Genomic DNA, 15,457 nt, shown 5'->3' with positions numbered 1-15,457 from the left:
CGTCCATGGATGCCCAGGCGCTGCTCCGGGCACTGCGCCAGCCGTTATCTGCGTCGCGCGCTGAAACTCAATGCGCAGCGGCACCTGCCGCTGCCGCCTTGCCCGTCATCCCCGGTCCGATACTCGCACCGATGAACTGCAGCATGCGGGTATACAGCTCGGTGACGTTCGCCTCGTTGTAGAAGCCGTGCATCTCGTCCGGCTTGAGCATCCACTCGTGGGCGATGTGCCGGTCGAGCAGGGCCTGGTGCAGGTGCAGGCCCTGGATCTCCGGCACGCGGTAGTCCTTGCCGCCGACCACCAGCATCACCTTGGCCTTGAGTGAATCGAGCTGGTTGATCGGCGAATGACTGGCGAGTACCGCCATGTCGTTGCCGAGTGCCCGCTTGAGGAAGTCTTCGCCCCAGCTGGAATCATGCGTGTCGCCACGATGGAACATCAGCGGGAGGTCGTAGATGCCCACGTAGCCGATCGTGCACTGGTACAGATCCGGTTCCTTCATCGCGCCCTCCAATGCCGCATAGCCGCCGTAGCTGACGCCGTAGATGCAGATGCGCTTGGGATCGGCGATGCCCTGCGCGATCGCCCAGCGGGTGCCGTCGGTGACGTCGTCCTGCATCGTGCCGCCCCACTGGCGCCAGCCGGCTTTCACGAAGTCGTAGCCATAGCCGCCGGAACCGCGGAAGTTGACCTGCAGCACCGCGTAGCCGCGTGTCGCCAGGGCCTGCACGTCGGGGTCATAGTCCCAGCGGTCGCGGATGCCGTAAGGGCCACCGTGCACCACCACCACCATCGGCAGTTGCTTCGCGCTTTCCTCACCGGGCGGGTAGGTGACATAGCCCTGCAGTTTCAGGCCGTCGCGCGCGGCGAACTCGATCGGTTGCTTGCGTGCCATCTGCGACGGGTCGATCCACGGCATCCGCGGCAGCAGCATGGTCAGCTTGTGCGCCTTGGGATCGAACAGATAGAACGCGCCGGGATCGGCGTCGGCCTGGACCAGCACCAGGCTCAGGCCGCCGTCGGTGGTGCCGGAGGTGAAGCTGACCTGCTCGCCGGGGAACTGCTTCATCAGCATGATCAGCGCCTGCGCATCGGCCGATTGCGAGTCGAACACCGACAGGCCCGGGCGCCCGTCCGTGAAGCTCACGCCGATGATGCTGTCCCTGGCCAGGCCCTGCGCCAAGTCGTCCTCCTCCACCCTCTGGTTACTCCACACGGTAGCCAGCTTGCGCGTCGCCACATCCCAGCTGCACACGCCGAAGCCGGCGGCTCCGGCAGGGCATTCGAAATACACGGTGCGGTCGTCGCTGCTGAACGCCAGCGGCGTGGAGCGGTTGTTGCTGAACTCCGGCAGCAGGGTCCAGCCGTCGCCCTTGAGCGGATGCTCGTAGACCTTCCAGCTGCCGTCGTTGGCCTCGCCGTAGGCGAAACGGATCCGGCCCTGGTGATCGGCCAGAAACTCCGCGCCGCGCATTGGCGCAGTCAGCATCTTGATCTTGTCGCCGCTGCGCACGTCCATCCGGTACGCGACCGGCAGGTTGAGCTCATAGCCGGTGGTATCCCACAGGCTGACCGAGACCAGGATGTGCTGCGGGTCGTCGGGGATCGCGGCGATCAGGCTCGCCGTGCCCCGTTCGGTGGTGGCGTGCGGGATCAGCGAGCCGGAGTCGGCGTTCACGGCGGTCTTGCGGTAGCCGTACAGCATGTTGGCGCCGCTGCCGTCGCCGTTGACCGCAAACAGCTCGCCCGTGCTCAGCGGTGCGTCATAGCCGCCTATTCGATGCCCGACCGAATACACCAGCCGTTCCGGCCCCACCCAGTCGAAGCGGACCACATCATCGCCTTCGCGCAGGCGCAAGATGATCGGCTTCCTGGTTGCCAAGTCGACCAAGGCCAGCACCGTCTGTCCGCCCTGGAGCAACGCGGTCGCGGCGACGTACTTCCCGTCGGGGGAGATCCTCACCTCGCGGTATTCAGGATGCTTCGCCAGGTCGGCGAAGGACACCGGCTGCGCCTGCAGCACGGACACAAACAGCAACAGCAAAGCCGCCACGATCCAGCGTCGCCTATCCATCATCGAGTTCCCCTGTGGTCACGGCGCGGCCGCACCTCATGCGTGGCCGCGTACGGATTCCAGTTTATAGCAGCGACATGGTGCTCGTGGCGAGCGGACAACCGTCATGACCGACCGTGCCTGCCGTCGGTAAAGTCATCGGAATTTTCGGCGGAGATCGACACATCGGCGGTCGCGATGTGCCGGGTTGCGTGGCCACGCCGTTCTTCGAGACGCCGCTGCGTCGTGCCGTGGAAACGCGGCCGAATCTGCCGGCCTTTGTCGATCGCGCGATGCGGCGCTACTACCCGGAGCATGCCTGGAACCCGGCCTGAGTCGTCATGGCGAGGGCGCGCGCTCAGGCCAGTCCTTTCTCGGCCATCCGCATCACCGCGTCGAACGCGCGGTCGCCGAGCATCCAGCGCAGGAACAGGATGGTGCGCGCGCCACCGCCGGTGGCGTAGCGGGTGCGCGGTCGGCGTGCGCGCAAAGCACGCGCGATGGTGCGGGCGACCACGTCGGGCGCCGAGACCATCTTCGAGGTGTCGCTGGCGGCCAGCATGCGTGCGTGTGCAGCGGCCTGTTCGGCGTACGCGGTGTGGCCGGAATGCTGCAGCAGGCTGTCCCTCGCAATGCCGCTCCATTCGGTGCGGATCGCGCCCGGTTCGATCACCACCACATCGATGCCGAATGGTGCCAGCTCCATCCGCAGGCAGTCGCTCAGGCCTTCCACGGCGAACTTGGTGGCGTGGTACCAGCTGCCCAGCGGCTCGTGCATCTTGCCGCCGATCGAGGTGATGTTGACGATGGTGCCGCTGCCCTGGGCACGCATCATCGGCGTGGCCAGCTGGATCAGCCGGGCCAGCCCGAACAGGTTGACCTCGAACTGCCGCCGTCCTTCGGCGAGCGGTACATCCTCCAGCGCGCCATACGAGCCGTAGCCGGCGTTGTTGACCAGCATATCGAGGCGTCCTTCGGCGCGGCGGATGCCTTCCACGGCGGCGACGATCGAGGCGTCGTCGGTCAGGTCCAGTGCCAGCAGGCGCGCGCCTGCCGTGGCCAGCGTCTGCATCCGCTCAAGTCGTCGCGCGGCAGCGTAGACCACGTAGCCGTCGGTCAGCAGTCGTCGGGCGGTTGCCTCGCCGATGCCGGAGGAGGCGCCGGTGATTAATGCAATCCGGGTGGTCATGATGGGTGCCTTGGTGAGGTCGGTGGAGTACAGTCTAAACCAGGGTGTAAACACCACAGTCAAGAGGCGCGTCATGTTGATTGCCGAATTCTGTCTTCGGGCCGGGCTGACCCGCGATGCCGTGCGCCTCTACGTGAAGCTGGGCCTGATCGAGCCGGAGGTGGGTGCCGGCGCCAGCAACCGCTACCAGCGGTTTGCCGCCGCCGACGTGGAGCGCGCGGCGCTGATCCGCACCGCACAGCAACTGGGCTTCACGCTCAAGCAGATCGTCGAGCTCAATCGCGAATACGCGGCTGGCGCGATGGACACCGCGCGCAAGCTGATCGTGATGCGAGGCCAGCTGGAGGCCATCGAGGAAAAGGCCGGGCGTATCCGCATGATGAAGAAGTACCTGCGCGCCAAGATCGCCTGGCTCGAAGGCGGCGAGTGCGGCGCCGAGCCGGCGTTCGCTGGCACCGGCGTCGGTGGCCATTGCGCGCCGGTCGGTGTGGCGGCGAAGAGGGCCAAGGTACGGTGACAATCGATCTCGCGGGTTGCAGGGGCGAGCGGTGGATCATTCGCCGGCTGTGATTTTTTCCGCCATCCGGCGAATCATGGATGGAACCACAGGGAAACAGGCCGGATGAGCGCCAGGCAGGACCAGCAACGTTTCGAAGCACTGCTGCACGAGCATCGCCGCATCGTGTTCAAGGTGGCGGGGCTGTACAGCCGCACCACGGCCGATCACGAGGATCTGGTGCAGGAGATCAGCGTGCAGCTGTGGCGCTCGTTCGCGCGCTATGACGAGCGACAGGCGAAGTTTTCCACCTGGCTGTACCGGATCGCGCTGAACGTGGCGATCTCGCAGGCGCGACGGCAGCGCGGGTCGGCGGCGGAACACTGCGAACCCTTGCAGTTGCATCACCTGGAAACCGTGGGCGGTGGTGAGGCGATCATCGAGCCGGACGAGCGGTTGACCGAGCTGTACACCTTCATCGGCGAACTCGATCCGCTCAATCGCGCGTTGATCCTGCTGTACCTGGAAGACCGCAATTATACGGAGATGGCCGCGATCCTCGGCATCAGCGAAACCAATGTGGCGACCAAGATCAGTCGCATCAAACAGAAGCTGCGCGGCCAGATGACCGCGACGACAAGCAAGAGGGCATGACGATGGAACTCGATGAGATGAAGCTGGCGTGGGCGCGCATGGAGCGGCGTCAGGACGCGATGGACGTGCGGTTGCGAAGGGATTTTCATGATCGAAAGCTGGACAAGGCCCGCAGTTCGATGCGCTCGAGTCTGCTGATGCAGATGATCGAGATCGCGGCCTGGGTACTCTTCGTGGTGTGGGTGGCGTCGTTCTGGGTCCAGCATCGACATACCACGCACTTGCTGGTGATCGGCTTGCTCTTGCACGGTTATGGCATCGCGGCAATCTGGTCGGCGGCGACGCAGTTGTTCCTGCTCAGCCGCATCCATCTGTTCGACGCGCCGGTGCTGGTGCTGCAGCAACGACTGGCCCAACTGCGCCGCTTCCGTTTCTGCAGTCAATTGCTGCTGGGCCTGCCATGGTGGTTCCTGTGGTTGCCGGTGACCACGGTCGGCATGGTCTGGCTGTGGGGCGTGGATCTCTATACGGTTGCGGCGCCCGGCTGGTACTGGGCGACGATGGGCGTGGGCGTGATCGGCATGGGGGCGTGTCTCTGGCTGGCCCGTCGCCTGGCCGGGCGGTCGATCAAGTCGCCGACCTTGCGGCGGCTCGTCGATGACATGAGTGGTCGCAGCCTGTTGCGTGCCTCGCAACAGTTGGATGCGCTCGCCGGCTTCGAGCGCGAGTAGTGTCGTCTGCGCATCGGTAGGAGCGCACCCTGTGCGCGAATGCTTCTCCGCGAGATTCGCGATTCGGGATGACCAGACGTTCGTCTGTTGAAAGCCGGGATTCGCAAGAGCTATCGCGCACAGGGTGTGCTCCAACGAGGCGCTCCTGGTCAATGGAAAATCCGTGGGTCAGCGCGCCCGCGGCTTCAGCCGCACGTAGACCTGCTTGCGCACCACCGCGATGACCTTGCCGCTGGTGGTGGTCACCGCGGTCTCGAACCAACGCAGCACCTTGTCGCCGCCTGCGGCCGCGGCCCGGAGTTCATCGACCACCGCCGGTTCCAGCTTGAAGTGGGCGTAGACGTCCTCGTAGCCGGGTGCCACGAAGTCGATTGCGCCCGCCTTGTCCCATACGTAGTAGTCGTTGCCCAGCTGGTGCATCACCAGCAGCATCCAGAACGGATCGACCATCGCGAACAGGTTGCCGCCGAACTGGCTCTTCACGTAGTTGCGATTCCACGGCCGCAACCGCAGCACCACCTTCGCCTCGCTGTAGTCGTCGCTGAGCGACTGCACGCGGATCGCATTGATCAGGAAAGGTGGCCACAGATTGAGCAGGTGGCGAAAGGTGCTGGCACGCATTCGGGAAGTGTCCGGGCAACAGGAATTCAGCCCAGTTTAACTGAACATACGCGTGAGTACGGGTTTGCCGGGCAGCGGTCTGAAAAAGCGAAGCGTCATGCTCTTTCGAATTTCGAATCGCCAATCCCGAATCCCGGCTTCAGAACAACATCGACGCCATCCGCCGCCGGTATCGCCCGACCAGCTCGGCATCATCCAGCGTGGCGAAGGCCGCGAGCAGGCGCTTCTTTGCCTGGCCGTCGTTCCAGTCGCGGGCCTTCTGCAGGATGACGAGGAACTGCTCGAGGCCGGCTTCGGGATGGCCCTCCAGCAGCAGGCGCACGCCCAGCTGGTCGCGCGCCTGCCAGTCCTCGGGATTGGCCTGGATGCGTTGCTCCAGTTCGGCCGCCGCGGGGGCCTGCTGCACGGCGTGGGCGAGTTCCAGTTCGCTGCGCAGGCGCTGGGCCTGCGCGTCGGTGGCGAGGTTGGCGGGCAGGGCGTCCAGCTCGGCCTGGGCGGCGCCGACCTGGCCGGCGCGCATCAGGGCCAGTGCCAGTTCCAGCTTGAGCTCGGCCTTTGCCGGTTCGGTGGCGATCGCCTGCTGCAGGCGGTTGATCGCCGCCTCGGGTGTCTCCGCTGCGGGGTCAACACTGTCGGCTTCCGCCGGTTCACCCTCCAGCGGCTGCACGTGGCGGCCGAGGAACTCGCGCAACTGGCCTTCCGGTAGCGCGCCGGTGAAGCCGTCGAGCACCTGGCCGTCCTTGACCAGCATGACCGTCGGGATGCTCTTGATGCCGAACATCGCCGCCAGTTCCTGCTCGGCATCCACATCGACCCTGCCCAGCCGGAACGCGCCGTTGTATTCGGCAGCCAGCTTTTCCAGGGTCGGCCCGAGGGACTTGCACGGCTCGCACCAGGTTGCCCAGAAGTCCACCAGGATGGGTGTGTCCATCGACGCCTGCAGCACCTGCGATTCGAAGGTTTGCTGGTCGATGTCGAAAACATGGGCAGTGGCGGCAGCGGTCACGGAAGGCTCCGGCAGGGATGGGTTACGCGGTTTCAGATCAGGGCGACGTTCAGCATATCAAGCATGCCGGGTCGAACCGACCAGCGCGTTCACGAAGGATTTGCGAGAATCCGCCGATCGACCCAGCGGAACAGGTTACCCAGGGTATGCGCATGCGTCCGTCCGAAGCGCTGCTGATCTGCGAGCACTGCGACACCGTGTATCGGCGGCGGGCGCTCGCGCGCGGCGAGGTGGCACGCTGCGCGCGTTGCGGCTTCGAGCTGGATCGGCATCGCGCACTGGGGGTGAACGCGCTGCTGGCGCTGATCCTGACGGCGCTGATCGTGTTCGTGCAGGCGAACATGTGGCCGATCGTCACGCTGGGCCTGAATGGCCAGTACAGCGCTACCACGCTGTGGGGCATGATCATCACGATGTGGCAACAGGACGCCCAGGTGGTGGCGGTCCTGGCGGCGGCCACGCTGTTCTTTTTCCCGCTCGCCAAGATGCTTGTGCTGGGCTGGCTCCTGTGGTTCGGTCGGTTGGGCCGGCGCGCGCCGGGTTTCGCGCCGCTGATGGTGGGGTTGCATTATCTCGGGCCGTGGACGATGAGCGAGGTGTTCGTGCTCGGCGCGCTGGTGGCGATCGTCAAGGCGCACAATTATTTCGACGTGGTGGCCGATCCGGGCATCTACGCCTATGCCGCGCTGACCCTGTTGATCACCATCTTCGCCGGAGTGGATCTGCGCCAGTTGTGGCATCAGACGCCGGAGCGGTCGCCATGAGCGGGTTGCCACGCGCCACCGAGCTGGGCTTGATCGGCTGCCATGTCTGCGGCCTGGTCTGTCGCAGCGTGCCGGGCGACGAGCGGCTCGACGGTGATGGCGTGCATGACGCGATGGCGTGTCCGCGCTGTGGCAGCACCCTGCATCGGCGCAAGCCGAACAGTTACACGCGCACGTGGGCGCTGCTGATTGCCGCGTTCCTCCTGTACATTCCGGCGAACGTGCTGCCGATCATGCGCACCGCCAGCTTGAACGATATCGACGACAACACCATCATCAGCGGCGTGGTCGAGCTTTGGGTGAAGGGCTCGCCGGATCTGGCGGTGATCGTGTTTGCCGCCAGCATCGTGGTGCCGATGCTGAAGTTCCTCTCGCTGAGCATGCTGCTGCTGAGCAGTGGGCGCGGCAGCGACTGGGCCCGGCCGCAGCGTGCGAAACTGTACCGGTTGGTGGAGTTCATCGGCTATTGGTCGATGCTGGACGTGTTCGTGGTGGCGTTGTTGACGGCGCTGGTGCGCTTCAGCGTATTGAGCCGGGTCGAACCGCTGCCCGGCGTGATTTTTTTCGGGCTGACCGTGGTGCTGACGATGCTCGCCTCGATGAGTTTCGATCCGCGACTGATCTGGGATGGCAGGAACACCGATGACTGAAGACAGCCAGAGCGAACACGGCCTCCCGTCGCCCGAGGAATTGCCGCAGCCGGTGGTGAAGCGGCGGCGCTTCAGCGCCTCGCTGATCTGGCTGATCCCGGCGCTGGCCGCCCTGGTCGGGATCTCGCTGGTGGTCAACAGCTGGCTGCAGGCCGGTCCGCAGATCACCATCAGCTTCCAGAGCGCCGAAGGGCTGGATGCCGGCAAGACGCCGGTGAAGTACAAGAACGTGGTGATCGGCAAGGTCAAGAAGATCCGTCTGAGCGAAGACCGCAGCCACGTACTGGTATCGGTGGCGCTGGAGAAGAGTGCCAGCAGCTTCGCGACCAAGGGGACCCGCTACTGGGTGGTGCGCCCGCGCATCGGCCTGGGTGGCGTGTCCGGCATCGACACCTTGTTTTCCGGCGCCTTCATCGGCGCCGACGTGGGCGAATCGAACGAGCCGGAGGACGATTTCCAGGCGTTGGAAATACCTCCCGCGGTCAAGCATGACGCACCCGGGCGCAGCTTCGTCCTGCACACCGACGACCTCGGTTCGCTGGACGTCGGTTCGCCGGTGTACTTCCGGCGCATCCAGGTCGGCCGCGTGGCGTCCTATGCGCTGGACAGGAACGGCAAGGGCGTATCGCTGCATATCTTCATCGACGGGCCGAACGACCAGTATGTGACCCAGTCCAGCCGCTTCTGGAATGCCAGCGGCGTGGACCTTTCGCTGGGTGCCAATGGGCTGAAGCTCAACACGCAGTCATTGGCGGCCGTGCTGGCCGGTGGCGTGGCGTTCCAGGATCCGCCGGGTCCGCACGACACGATTCGTGCGCCGGAGGACACCAGTTTCACGTTGTTTGGCGACCGTGCCACGGCGATGGCTCCGCCGGACGGCGAGCCGCAATATATCCGCATGCGTTTCGAGCAATCGGTGCGCGGGCTGGCGGTGGATGCGCCGGTGGACTTCCTCGGCATCAATATCGGCAAGGTCGTCTCGGTGCGGCTGGATTACGACGAAAAGACCCACAAGTTTCCGGTCATTGTCGGCGCGGTGGTCTACCCGCAGCGGCTTGGCAGCGCCTACGACAAGCTGGAAGCGCTGGCCAGGGAGCATGGCGAGAACCCCGATCTGTCGCGCATGGTCGGCCGGCTGATCGACCAGGGCCTGCGCGCGCAGGCGCGCACCGGCAACCTGCTCACCGGCCAGTTGTACGTGGCGCTGGACTTCGTGCCGCACGCCACGAAGGTGACGTTCGACCCGGATGCCAAGCCGATGACGATACCGACCGCGCCGGGCAGCTTCGACAAATTGCAGGAGCAACTGGCCGACATCGTGGACAAGCTCGACAAGGTCCCGTTCGACAGTATCGGCAAGAACATCGACCAGAGCCTGGCCGGGCTCAATGCCACCCTCAAGCAGGTCAACGGGCAGACCTTGCCCGCCTTCAACGACACCTTGCACGGCGTGCAGAAGACCATGGGCACGGCGAACGACGCGCTTTCGGGCGATTCGCCGCTGCAGCGCAACCTCGGCGCCACACTGGAGCAGGTGCAGCGCATGGCGCGTTCGCTGCGCGTGCTCACCGATTATCTGGGTGGTCATCCGGAAGCGCTGCTGCGTGGACGCCGCGCCGATCCGTCACCGACGCCGCAGGCGCCGGCCAGCCAGCCGAAACCCGGGAGCCAGCCATGATCCGTCACGCCAACGTGCTGTTGCTGGTCGCAACCGCCGCGTTGCTGGGCGCCTGTGCTTCGGCGCCCATGCATTACTACACGCTGCTGCCGTCGGCGGCGGCCGAACCACCGAACCCGGCGACGTCGCTGGCGTTCGAGCTGTTGCCGGTGAGCGTGCCGGCGCAGGTCGACCAGCCGCAACTGGTCGTGCGCGAGGGCGGCCAGAGCGTGGCGCTGCTCGAAGGCGAACGCTGGATCGCGCCGCTGGCCGACGAGGTGCGCGGTGCGCTGTCGGCTGACCTGACGCGTGCGCTGCCTGGCCGGGACGTCGGCGGCATGCCTTCCGCGGGCAAACCCGCGCTGCAGGTCCGGGTTGATCTGCGCCGCTTCGATTCGCAGCCAGGCGCTTACGCCTTGATCGAGGGAGCGTGGAGCGTGCGCTGGTCACATGGCGCGAAGCCGGCGTCGCTGGCCTGCAGCAGCCGCGTCCGCGAATCGGTCGGATCGGGCTACGACGCACTGGTGCAGGGCCACCAGCGGGCACTGGACGAGTTGGCCGGGCAGATCGCGGTCGTGGCGCGGGCGCTCGCCGCCGGTCAGTCCGCCAGTTGTCCTGCCGGTTGAGCCCGCCCGGCCGGGCGCCACGGCTTGGCGGCCGGCCCGCGCTGGGCTAGTCTGTCCAGTTCACCGCAGCCGGCTTCCGCCGGGTTGCGCCAACCGCACCACGGCACCGGAATCATGCAGGACATTCAAGCCACGACCGCCCCCGAACATGACGAGGCCGCCTACCGGCCCCAGCTGGTGGAGGCAGCCGCGCAGCAGTACTGGGACGCGCAGCGCGCGTACGAGGTGACCGAGGATTCCAGTCGCCCGAAATTCTATTGCCTGTCGATGCTGCCGTATCCGTCCGGTGCGCTGCACATGGGGCACGTGCGCAACTACACCATCGGCGACGTGATCAGCCGCTACCAGCGCATGAACGGCAAAAACGTGCTGCAGCCGATGGGCTGGGATGCGTTCGGCCTGCCGGCCGAAAACGCCGCGATCAAGAACAGCACCGCGCCGGCCAAATGGACCTACGCCAACATCGAACACATGCGCAGCCAGTTCAAGTCGATGGGCTACGCGATCGACTGGAGTCGCGAGTTCGCCACCTGCCGCCCGGAGTATTACCGCTGGGAACAGCTGATGTTCACGCGTCTGCTGAAGAAAGGCATGGCGTATCGCAAGAACGCGGTGGTGAACTGGGACCCGGTCGACCAGACCGTGCTGGCCAATGAGCAGGTCGTCGACGGCCGTGGCTGGCGCTCCGGCGCGGTGGTGGAAAAGCGCGAGATTCCGCAGTGGTTTTTGAAGATCACCGACTACGCGCAGGAACTGCTGGACGGGCTGGACGCGCTGCCGGGCTGGCCCGATGCGGTCAAGACCATGCAGCGCAACTGGCTGGGGCGCAGCGAAGGGCTGGAAATCCACTTCACGCCGGAAGGCCAAGGCGAACCGCTGAGCGTGTTCACCACCCGTCCCGACACGCTGATGGGCGTGACCTTCCTGTCGATTGCGGCCGAACATCCGCTGGCGTTGCGGGCCGCACGGGACAATGAAAAGCTGGCGGCCTTCATCGCCGAACTGAAGCACGGCGGCGTATCCGAGGCGGAGCTGGAGACCCAGGACAAGCGCGGCATGGACACCGGCCTGCGCGCGATCCATCCGGTGACCGGCGAGCCGGTGCCGATCTGGGTCGCCAACTTCGTGCTGATGGGCTACGGCACCGGCGCGGTGATGGCGGTGCCCGCGCACGACCAGCGCGACTGGGAGTTTGCGCAGAAATACGGCCTGCCGATCAGGATGGTCATCGTCGACGATTCGGTGCTGGCCGCGTTGAAGCAGATCGAGCACGACCTTTCGCTGGGCGTCGGCATCGACCCGATGCTCGCCGCGCTGGAAGGCCGCGGCATCAACACGCAGGATGTTTCCGCGCCGGTGCGGGCGGTCGAGGAATTCGAGCGTCGCATTCGCGAGGAGGCCGCCTGGACTCCTCGCGGCACCCTGGTCAATTCCGGCGAGTACGACGGCATGGACTTCGCCCAGGCGCTGAATGCGCTGGCCACGCGCTTCGAACGCGATGGCAGCGGCTTGCGCCGGATCAACTGGCGCCTGCGTGACTGGGGCGTCAGCCGCCAGCGCTACTGGGGCTGCCCGATTCCGGTGATCTATTGCCCGAAGTGCGAGGCCGTGCCGGTGCCGGAAGACCAGCTGCCGGTGGTGTTGCCCGAGGACGTCGCCTTCAGCGGTGTGCAGTCACCGATCAAGGCCGACCCCGAATGGCGCAAGACCACCTGCCCGCAGTGCGGCGGTCCGGCCGAGCGCGAAACCGACACCTTCGACACCTTCATGGAATCGAGCTGGTATTACGCGCGCTACACCAGTCCCGGCGCGAATGCGCAGATCGACGAACGCGCCAACTACTGGCTGCCGGTCGACCAGTACATCGGCGGCATCGAACACGCGATCATGCACCTGCTGTATTTTCGCTTCTACCACAAGCTGATGCGCGACGCCGGCATGGTGCATTCGGACGAGCCGGCGCAGAACCTGCTGTGCCAGGGCATGGTGATCGCCGAGACGTTCTATCGCGACAACGCGGATGGCTCGAAGGACTGGATCAACCCGGCCGACGTCGAGGTGCATCGCGACGAGCGCGGCCGTGTCAGCGGCGCGGTGCTCAAGGCCGATGGCCAGAGCGTGCACATCGGCGGTACCGAGAAGATGTCCAAGTCGAAGAACAACGGCATCGATCCGCAGACCATGGTCGACAAGTACGGCGCCGACACCGTGCGCCTGTTCTCGATGTTCGCCGCGCCGCCGGAGCAGTCGCTGGAATGGAACGAGGCCGGCGTCGAGGGCATGGCGCGTTTCCTCAAGCGGCTGTGGCGCGAGGTGACCACGCACGCGGCAAACCCGGATCATCCGGTGACCGATCCGGCTGCGCTGGATGCCGGCCAGAAGGCGTTTCGCCGGCAGTTGCACGAGACGATCCAGAAAGTCGGCGACGATTTCGGCCGCCGCCACGCATTCAATACCGCGATCGCCGCGTTGATGGAGCTGCTGAACGCGCTGGGCAAGTTCACCGACCAGAGCGAACAGGGCCGCGCGGTGCGCCACGAGGCGCTGGAAGCGATGGTGCTGCTGCTCAATCCGGTCGTGCCGCACGTCAGCCATGCACTGTGGCAGGTGCTCGGGCATGCGCCGGCCGTGCTTGAAGACCAGCCCTGGCCGCGGCCCGATCCGGCCGCGCTGGTGCGCGACGTGGTGACCCTGGCGGTGCAGATCAACGGCAAGTTGCGCGCTACCGTCGAACTGCCGGTCAACGCCTCGAAGGATGAAGCCGAGGCCATGGCCCGTGCGCAACCACAGGTAGTGCATTTCCTCGAAGGCATGACGGTGCGCAAGGTCATCGTGGTGCCCGGCAAGATCGTCAACATCGTCGCAGGGTGACCTCCATGAGCTTTACCGATGTACGCTGCTCCATCCAGGCCACGGTGCTGCTGCTCGCCGCGATCGCACTCGGCGCGTGCGGATTTCACCTGCGCGAGAACGCGCGATTGCCGGCGTCGATGCAGCGGGTGCATCTGACCATCAGTGGCGACAGTTATTTCCAGCGCCAGCTGACGCGCACGCTGGAGACTTCCGGCATCACCGTCGAGGACGATGCCGGCCCCGGCATCGCCGAATTGCAGGTGCCGACGGCGGCTTTCACTACCGACACGCTGACCTCCGGTGGCTACGCGCGCATCAGCGAATATTCCATCCACTATGCCGTGCAGTTCCAGGTAACCGACGCGGCGGGGCAGGCGCTGGTGCCGCTGCAGCACATCAACATGTCGCGTGAATACAGTTACGACGCCAGCGACACGATCGGCAATGCCTCGCAGGTCGAGCAGATCCAGAAGAGCCTCGACGACGACATGGTGCAGGCGATCCTGTTCCGCCTGCAGGCCGCCGCGCAGCATCCGGCGTCCGCTCCGGCGGCAGCCGCCAGCGTCCACTGATGCCGCTCAGCGCGAATCAGTGGGCCAAGGCGCTGGCGTCCGATCGGCTGGACTCCGTCTACCTGCTGGCAGGCGACGAGTTGCTGGTGCTTGAAGCCGCCGATGCGCTGCGCGCGCAGGCCAGAAAGCTTGGTTACGGCGAACGCGAGGTGCTCGAGGCCGGCCAGCATTTCGACTGGGATGATCTCGCCCGGGCCGGTGCCAGCATGTCGCTGTTTGCCAGCCGCCGGTTGATCGACCTGCGTCTGCCCACGGGGCGGCCGGGCATCGATGGCGCCAAGGCGATCAATGCGTTTTGCGCCGACCCGCCACCGGACGTCAGCCTGCTGATTACCGCGCTGGAATGGAGCAGCAAGCACGACGGCGCCTGGAGCAAGAAGCTCGATGCCAGCGGCAGCATGGTGGTGTTCAACGCGCCCAAACCGCATGAGTGGATCGCGTGGATCGGCGCACGCCTGGCCTCGCGCGGATTGACCGCCACGCCCGATGCGGTGGCCCTGCTGGCCGAACGGGTCGAGGGCAACCTGCTCGCGGCCGCGCAGGAAGTTGACAAATTGCTGGTCTTGCATGGCGAAGGCCGGATCGACGCGACCGAAATGGAGAACCTGGTCGCCGACAGCGCCCGCTACGATGTTTTCAAGCTCGCCGATGCGGCGTTCGCTGGCGATGGCGCGCGCGCACTGCGCGTGCTGGCCGGCCTGCGCGCGGAGGGCGATGAGTTGATCGCGCTGATGGGCTGGCTGGTCAATCAATTGCAGCTGGCGCTGCGGTTGGCCAATGCGCAGAATTTCGCGGCGCAGGCCAAGGTCGAGCGGTTGTGGCAGTCGCGCGAACAGATGTTCCGCCAGGCACTGCGCCGTGCGCCGCGCGAACACTGGCTGCAATGCCTGGCGCGCGCCGCACGGATCGACCGCATGGCCAAGGGGCGCGAAACCGGCGATGCGTGGCTGGAGGCGGAGCGCCTGATCGCGGCCATCGCCGAGCCGCGCGCGGCCAGGGCGCTGGCGTGAAACCGCTGGCGATCTTCGGTGGCACCTTCGACCCGATCCATCTCGGCCACCTGTGCGTGGCGTGGGAAGCCTCCGAACTGCTCGATGCCGATGTGTTGATGATGCCGTCCGGGGAGCCGCCGCATCGTCCGCTGCCCATGGCAAGTGCGCCACAGCGGCTGGCGATGCTGCAAGTCGCCCTGCGCGGCCAGTCGCGGCTGATCCTGGATGCACGCGAGCTGGGACGCAGCGGACCGTCCTACACCGTCGACACCCTGGTCGAGTTGCGTGACGAGCATGGCGATCGCCCGCTGGTCCTGCTGCTCGGCTCGGACGCGTTCGCCGGCCTGCCGGACTGGCATGGCTGGCGCAGGCTGTTCGAGCTGGCCCACATCGGTGTGCTCAGCCGACCGGGCGAGCAGGCCACGCTGCCCGAGGAATTGCAGCGCGAGACCGTCGATCGCTGGGTGGACGATTCCACTTCGTTGCAGTCCGCGTCGGCCGGCCACGTGATGGCGCTGTCGGTCACGCCGCTTGAAATCTCGGCCACGCGCATTCGCCAGTTGCTCGCCGCCGGCCGCGAGCCGCGCTACCAGTTGCCGGCGGGACTGTTCGATGCGCCGGAACTGCTCTCGCCGTATCGCCAGCGCTGACCC

Annotated in this window: 16 protein-coding genes; 12 read left to right on the top strand and 4 right to left on the bottom strand. The window is 66.0% G+C overall.

From position 1 onward, the window contains the following. Positions 1-67: 67 nt before the first annotated feature. On the bottom strand, positions 68-2,074 hold the full coding sequence (locus tag B0E47_RS15165; protein ID WP_254422957.1) for an alpha/beta fold hydrolase: 2,007 nt from the start codon (positions 2,072-2,074) through the stop codon (positions 68-70). Positions 2,075-2,190: 116 nt separating this feature from the next. Here B0E47_RS15165 and B0E47_RS17290 point away from each other — a divergent pair, with 116 nt between their 5' ends. Beyond that, positions 2,191-2,388 carry a hypothetical protein gene (locus B0E47_RS17290; RefSeq protein WP_254422956.1) on the top strand — a complete coding sequence of 66 codons (198 nt, stop codon included), beginning with the start codon at positions 2,191-2,193 and terminating at the stop codon, positions 2,386-2,388. Positions 2,389-2,411: 23 nt separating this feature from the next. On the opposite strand, the gene B0E47_RS15160 is transcribed toward B0E47_RS17290, so the two are convergent. Further along, the gene (locus B0E47_RS15160) at positions 2,412-3,242 is read right to left on the bottom strand and encodes an oxidoreductase (protein ID WP_077515104.1); all 831 of its coding nucleotides are present in this window, start codon (positions 3,240-3,242) and stop codon (positions 2,412-2,414) included. Between the two features lie 73 nt (positions 3,243-3,315). Between B0E47_RS15160 and B0E47_RS15155 the strand changes: the two genes are divergently transcribed. The 3 genes from B0E47_RS15155 (at position 3,316) to B0E47_RS15145 (ending at position 5,063) form a co-directional block, all read left to right on the top strand. Then, the gene (locus tag B0E47_RS15155) at positions 3,316-3,759 is read left to right on the top strand and encodes a MerR family transcriptional regulator (RefSeq protein ID WP_168171080.1); all 444 of its coding nucleotides are present in this window, start codon (positions 3,316-3,318) and stop codon (positions 3,757-3,759) included. 105 nt (positions 3,760-3,864) lie between these two features. Beyond that, positions 3,865-4,392: an RNA polymerase sigma factor gene (locus tag B0E47_RS15150; RefSeq protein ID WP_077515102.1), complete on the top strand. Its 528-nt coding sequence runs from the start codon at positions 3,865-3,867 to the stop codon at positions 4,390-4,392. Then, the gene (locus B0E47_RS15145) at positions 4,389-5,063 is read left to right on the top strand and encodes a hypothetical protein (RefSeq protein WP_254422955.1); all 675 of its coding nucleotides are present in this window, start codon (positions 4,389-4,391) and stop codon (positions 5,061-5,063) included. Before B0E47_RS15150 ends, B0E47_RS15145 begins: the two co-directional genes overlap by 4 nt. Positions 5,064-5,231: 168 nt before the next feature. Here B0E47_RS15145 and B0E47_RS15140 read toward each other — a convergent pair whose 3' ends face one another. Together B0E47_RS15140 and trxA are read right to left on the bottom strand one after the other, a co-directional pair. Further along, positions 5,232-5,684: a DUF4442 domain-containing protein gene (locus B0E47_RS15140; protein ID WP_077515100.1), complete on the bottom strand. Its 453-nt coding sequence runs from the start codon at positions 5,682-5,684 to the stop codon at positions 5,232-5,234. Positions 5,685-5,823: 139 nt separating this feature from the next. Then, positions 5,824-6,690 carry a thioredoxin gene (gene trxA / locus B0E47_RS15135; protein WP_077515099.1) on the bottom strand — a complete coding sequence of 289 codons (867 nt, stop codon included), beginning with the start codon at positions 6,688-6,690 and terminating at the stop codon, positions 5,824-5,826. 152 nt (positions 6,691-6,842) lie between these two features. Between trxA and B0E47_RS15130 the strand changes: the two genes are divergently transcribed. The 8 genes from B0E47_RS15130 (at position 6,843) to nadD (ending at position 15,454) form a co-directional block, all read left to right on the top strand. Next, entirely contained in the window at positions 6,843-7,454 is a 612-nt protein-coding gene (locus B0E47_RS15130) for a paraquat-inducible protein A (protein WP_254422954.1), read from the top strand. After that, on the top strand, positions 7,451-8,104 hold the full coding sequence (locus tag B0E47_RS15125) for a paraquat-inducible protein A (RefSeq protein WP_077515097.1): 654 nt from the start codon (positions 7,451-7,453) through the stop codon (positions 8,102-8,104). The genes B0E47_RS15130 and B0E47_RS15125 overlap by 4 nt, the downstream gene beginning before the upstream one ends. Continuing rightward, positions 8,097-9,782: an MlaD family protein gene (locus tag B0E47_RS15120; protein ID WP_077515096.1), complete on the top strand. Its 1,686-nt coding sequence runs from the start codon at positions 8,097-8,099 to the stop codon at positions 9,780-9,782. Before B0E47_RS15125 ends, B0E47_RS15120 begins: the two co-directional genes overlap by 8 nt. Continuing rightward, positions 9,779-10,387 (top strand): PqiC family protein, encoded by a 609-nt coding sequence (locus B0E47_RS15115; RefSeq protein ID WP_077515095.1) that lies wholly within the window; start codon positions 9,779-9,781, stop codon positions 10,385-10,387. Before B0E47_RS15120 ends, B0E47_RS15115 begins: the two co-directional genes overlap by 4 nt. A gap of 114 nt (positions 10,388-10,501) precedes the next feature. Beyond that, positions 10,502-13,258: a leucine--tRNA ligase gene (gene leuS, locus B0E47_RS15110; RefSeq protein WP_077515389.1), complete on the top strand. Its 2,757-nt coding sequence runs from the start codon at positions 10,502-10,504 to the stop codon at positions 13,256-13,258. 5 nt (positions 13,259-13,263) lie between these two features. Further along, positions 13,264-13,812 carry an LPS assembly lipoprotein LptE gene (lptE, locus tag B0E47_RS15105; protein WP_077515094.1) on the top strand — a complete coding sequence of 183 codons (549 nt, stop codon included), beginning with the start codon at positions 13,264-13,266 and terminating at the stop codon, positions 13,810-13,812. Continuing rightward, entirely contained in the window at positions 13,812-14,822 is a 1,011-nt protein-coding gene (gene holA / locus B0E47_RS15100; protein ID WP_084775384.1) for a DNA polymerase III subunit delta, read from the top strand. The genes lptE and holA overlap by 1 nt, the downstream gene beginning before the upstream one ends. Then, complete coding sequence (gene nadD / locus B0E47_RS15095) at positions 14,819-15,454, top strand: nicotinate-nucleotide adenylyltransferase (protein ID WP_084775382.1); 636 nt, start codon at positions 14,819-14,821, stop codon at positions 15,452-15,454. The genes holA and nadD overlap by 4 nt, the downstream gene beginning before the upstream one ends. Positions 15,455-15,457 lie beyond the last annotated feature (3 nt).

Origin of the sequence: Rhodanobacter sp. B05, from assembly GCF_002001085.1 — a bacterium.
Classification (GTDB): domain Bacteria; phylum Pseudomonadota; class Gammaproteobacteria; order Xanthomonadales; family Rhodanobacteraceae; genus Rhodanobacter.
This window is presented reverse-complemented; position numbering and strand designations above follow the sequence as displayed.

Bases quoted from the DNA above. Each gene is read 5' to 3' on its own strand.
- B0E47_RS15145 (WP_254422955.1), top strand. From the start codon at position 4,389: ATGACGATGGAACTCGATGAGATGAAGCTGGCGTGGGCGCGCATGGAG.
- leuS (WP_077515389.1), top strand. From the start codon at position 10,502: ATGCAGGACATTCAAGCCACGACCGCCCCCGAACATGACGAGGCCGCC.
- lptE (WP_077515094.1), top strand. From the start codon at position 13,264: ATGAGCTTTACCGATGTACGCTGCTCCATCCAGGCCACGGTGCTGCTG.
- B0E47_RS15115 (WP_077515095.1), top strand. From the start codon at position 9,779: ATGATCCGTCACGCCAACGTGCTGTTGCTGGTCGCAACCGCCGCGTTG.
- B0E47_RS15125 (WP_077515097.1), top strand. From the start codon at position 7,451: ATGAGCGGGTTGCCACGCGCCACCGAGCTGGGCTTGATCGGCTGCCAT.
- B0E47_RS15150 (WP_077515102.1), top strand. From the start codon at position 3,865: ATGAGCGCCAGGCAGGACCAGCAACGTTTCGAAGCACTGCTGCACGAG.
- B0E47_RS15140 (WP_077515100.1), bottom strand. From the start codon at position 5,684: ATGCGTGCCAGCACCTTTCGCCACCTGCTCAATCTGTGGCCACCTTTC.
- holA (WP_084775384.1), top strand. From the start codon at position 13,812: ATGCCGCTCAGCGCGAATCAGTGGGCCAAGGCGCTGGCGTCCGATCGG.
- B0E47_RS15130 (WP_254422954.1), top strand. From the start codon at position 6,843: ATGCGTCCGTCCGAAGCGCTGCTGATCTGCGAGCACTGCGACACCGTG.
- B0E47_RS15165 (WP_254422957.1), bottom strand. From the start codon at position 2,074: ATGGATAGGCGACGCTGGATCGTGGCGGCTTTGCTGTTGCTGTTTGTG.
- B0E47_RS15160 (WP_077515104.1), bottom strand. From the start codon at position 3,242: ATGACCACCCGGATTGCATTAATCACCGGCGCCTCCTCCGGCATCGGC.
- B0E47_RS15120 (WP_077515096.1), top strand. From the start codon at position 8,097: ATGACTGAAGACAGCCAGAGCGAACACGGCCTCCCGTCGCCCGAGGAA.
- B0E47_RS15155 (WP_168171080.1), top strand. From the start codon at position 3,316: ATGTTGATTGCCGAATTCTGTCTTCGGGCCGGGCTGACCCGCGATGCC.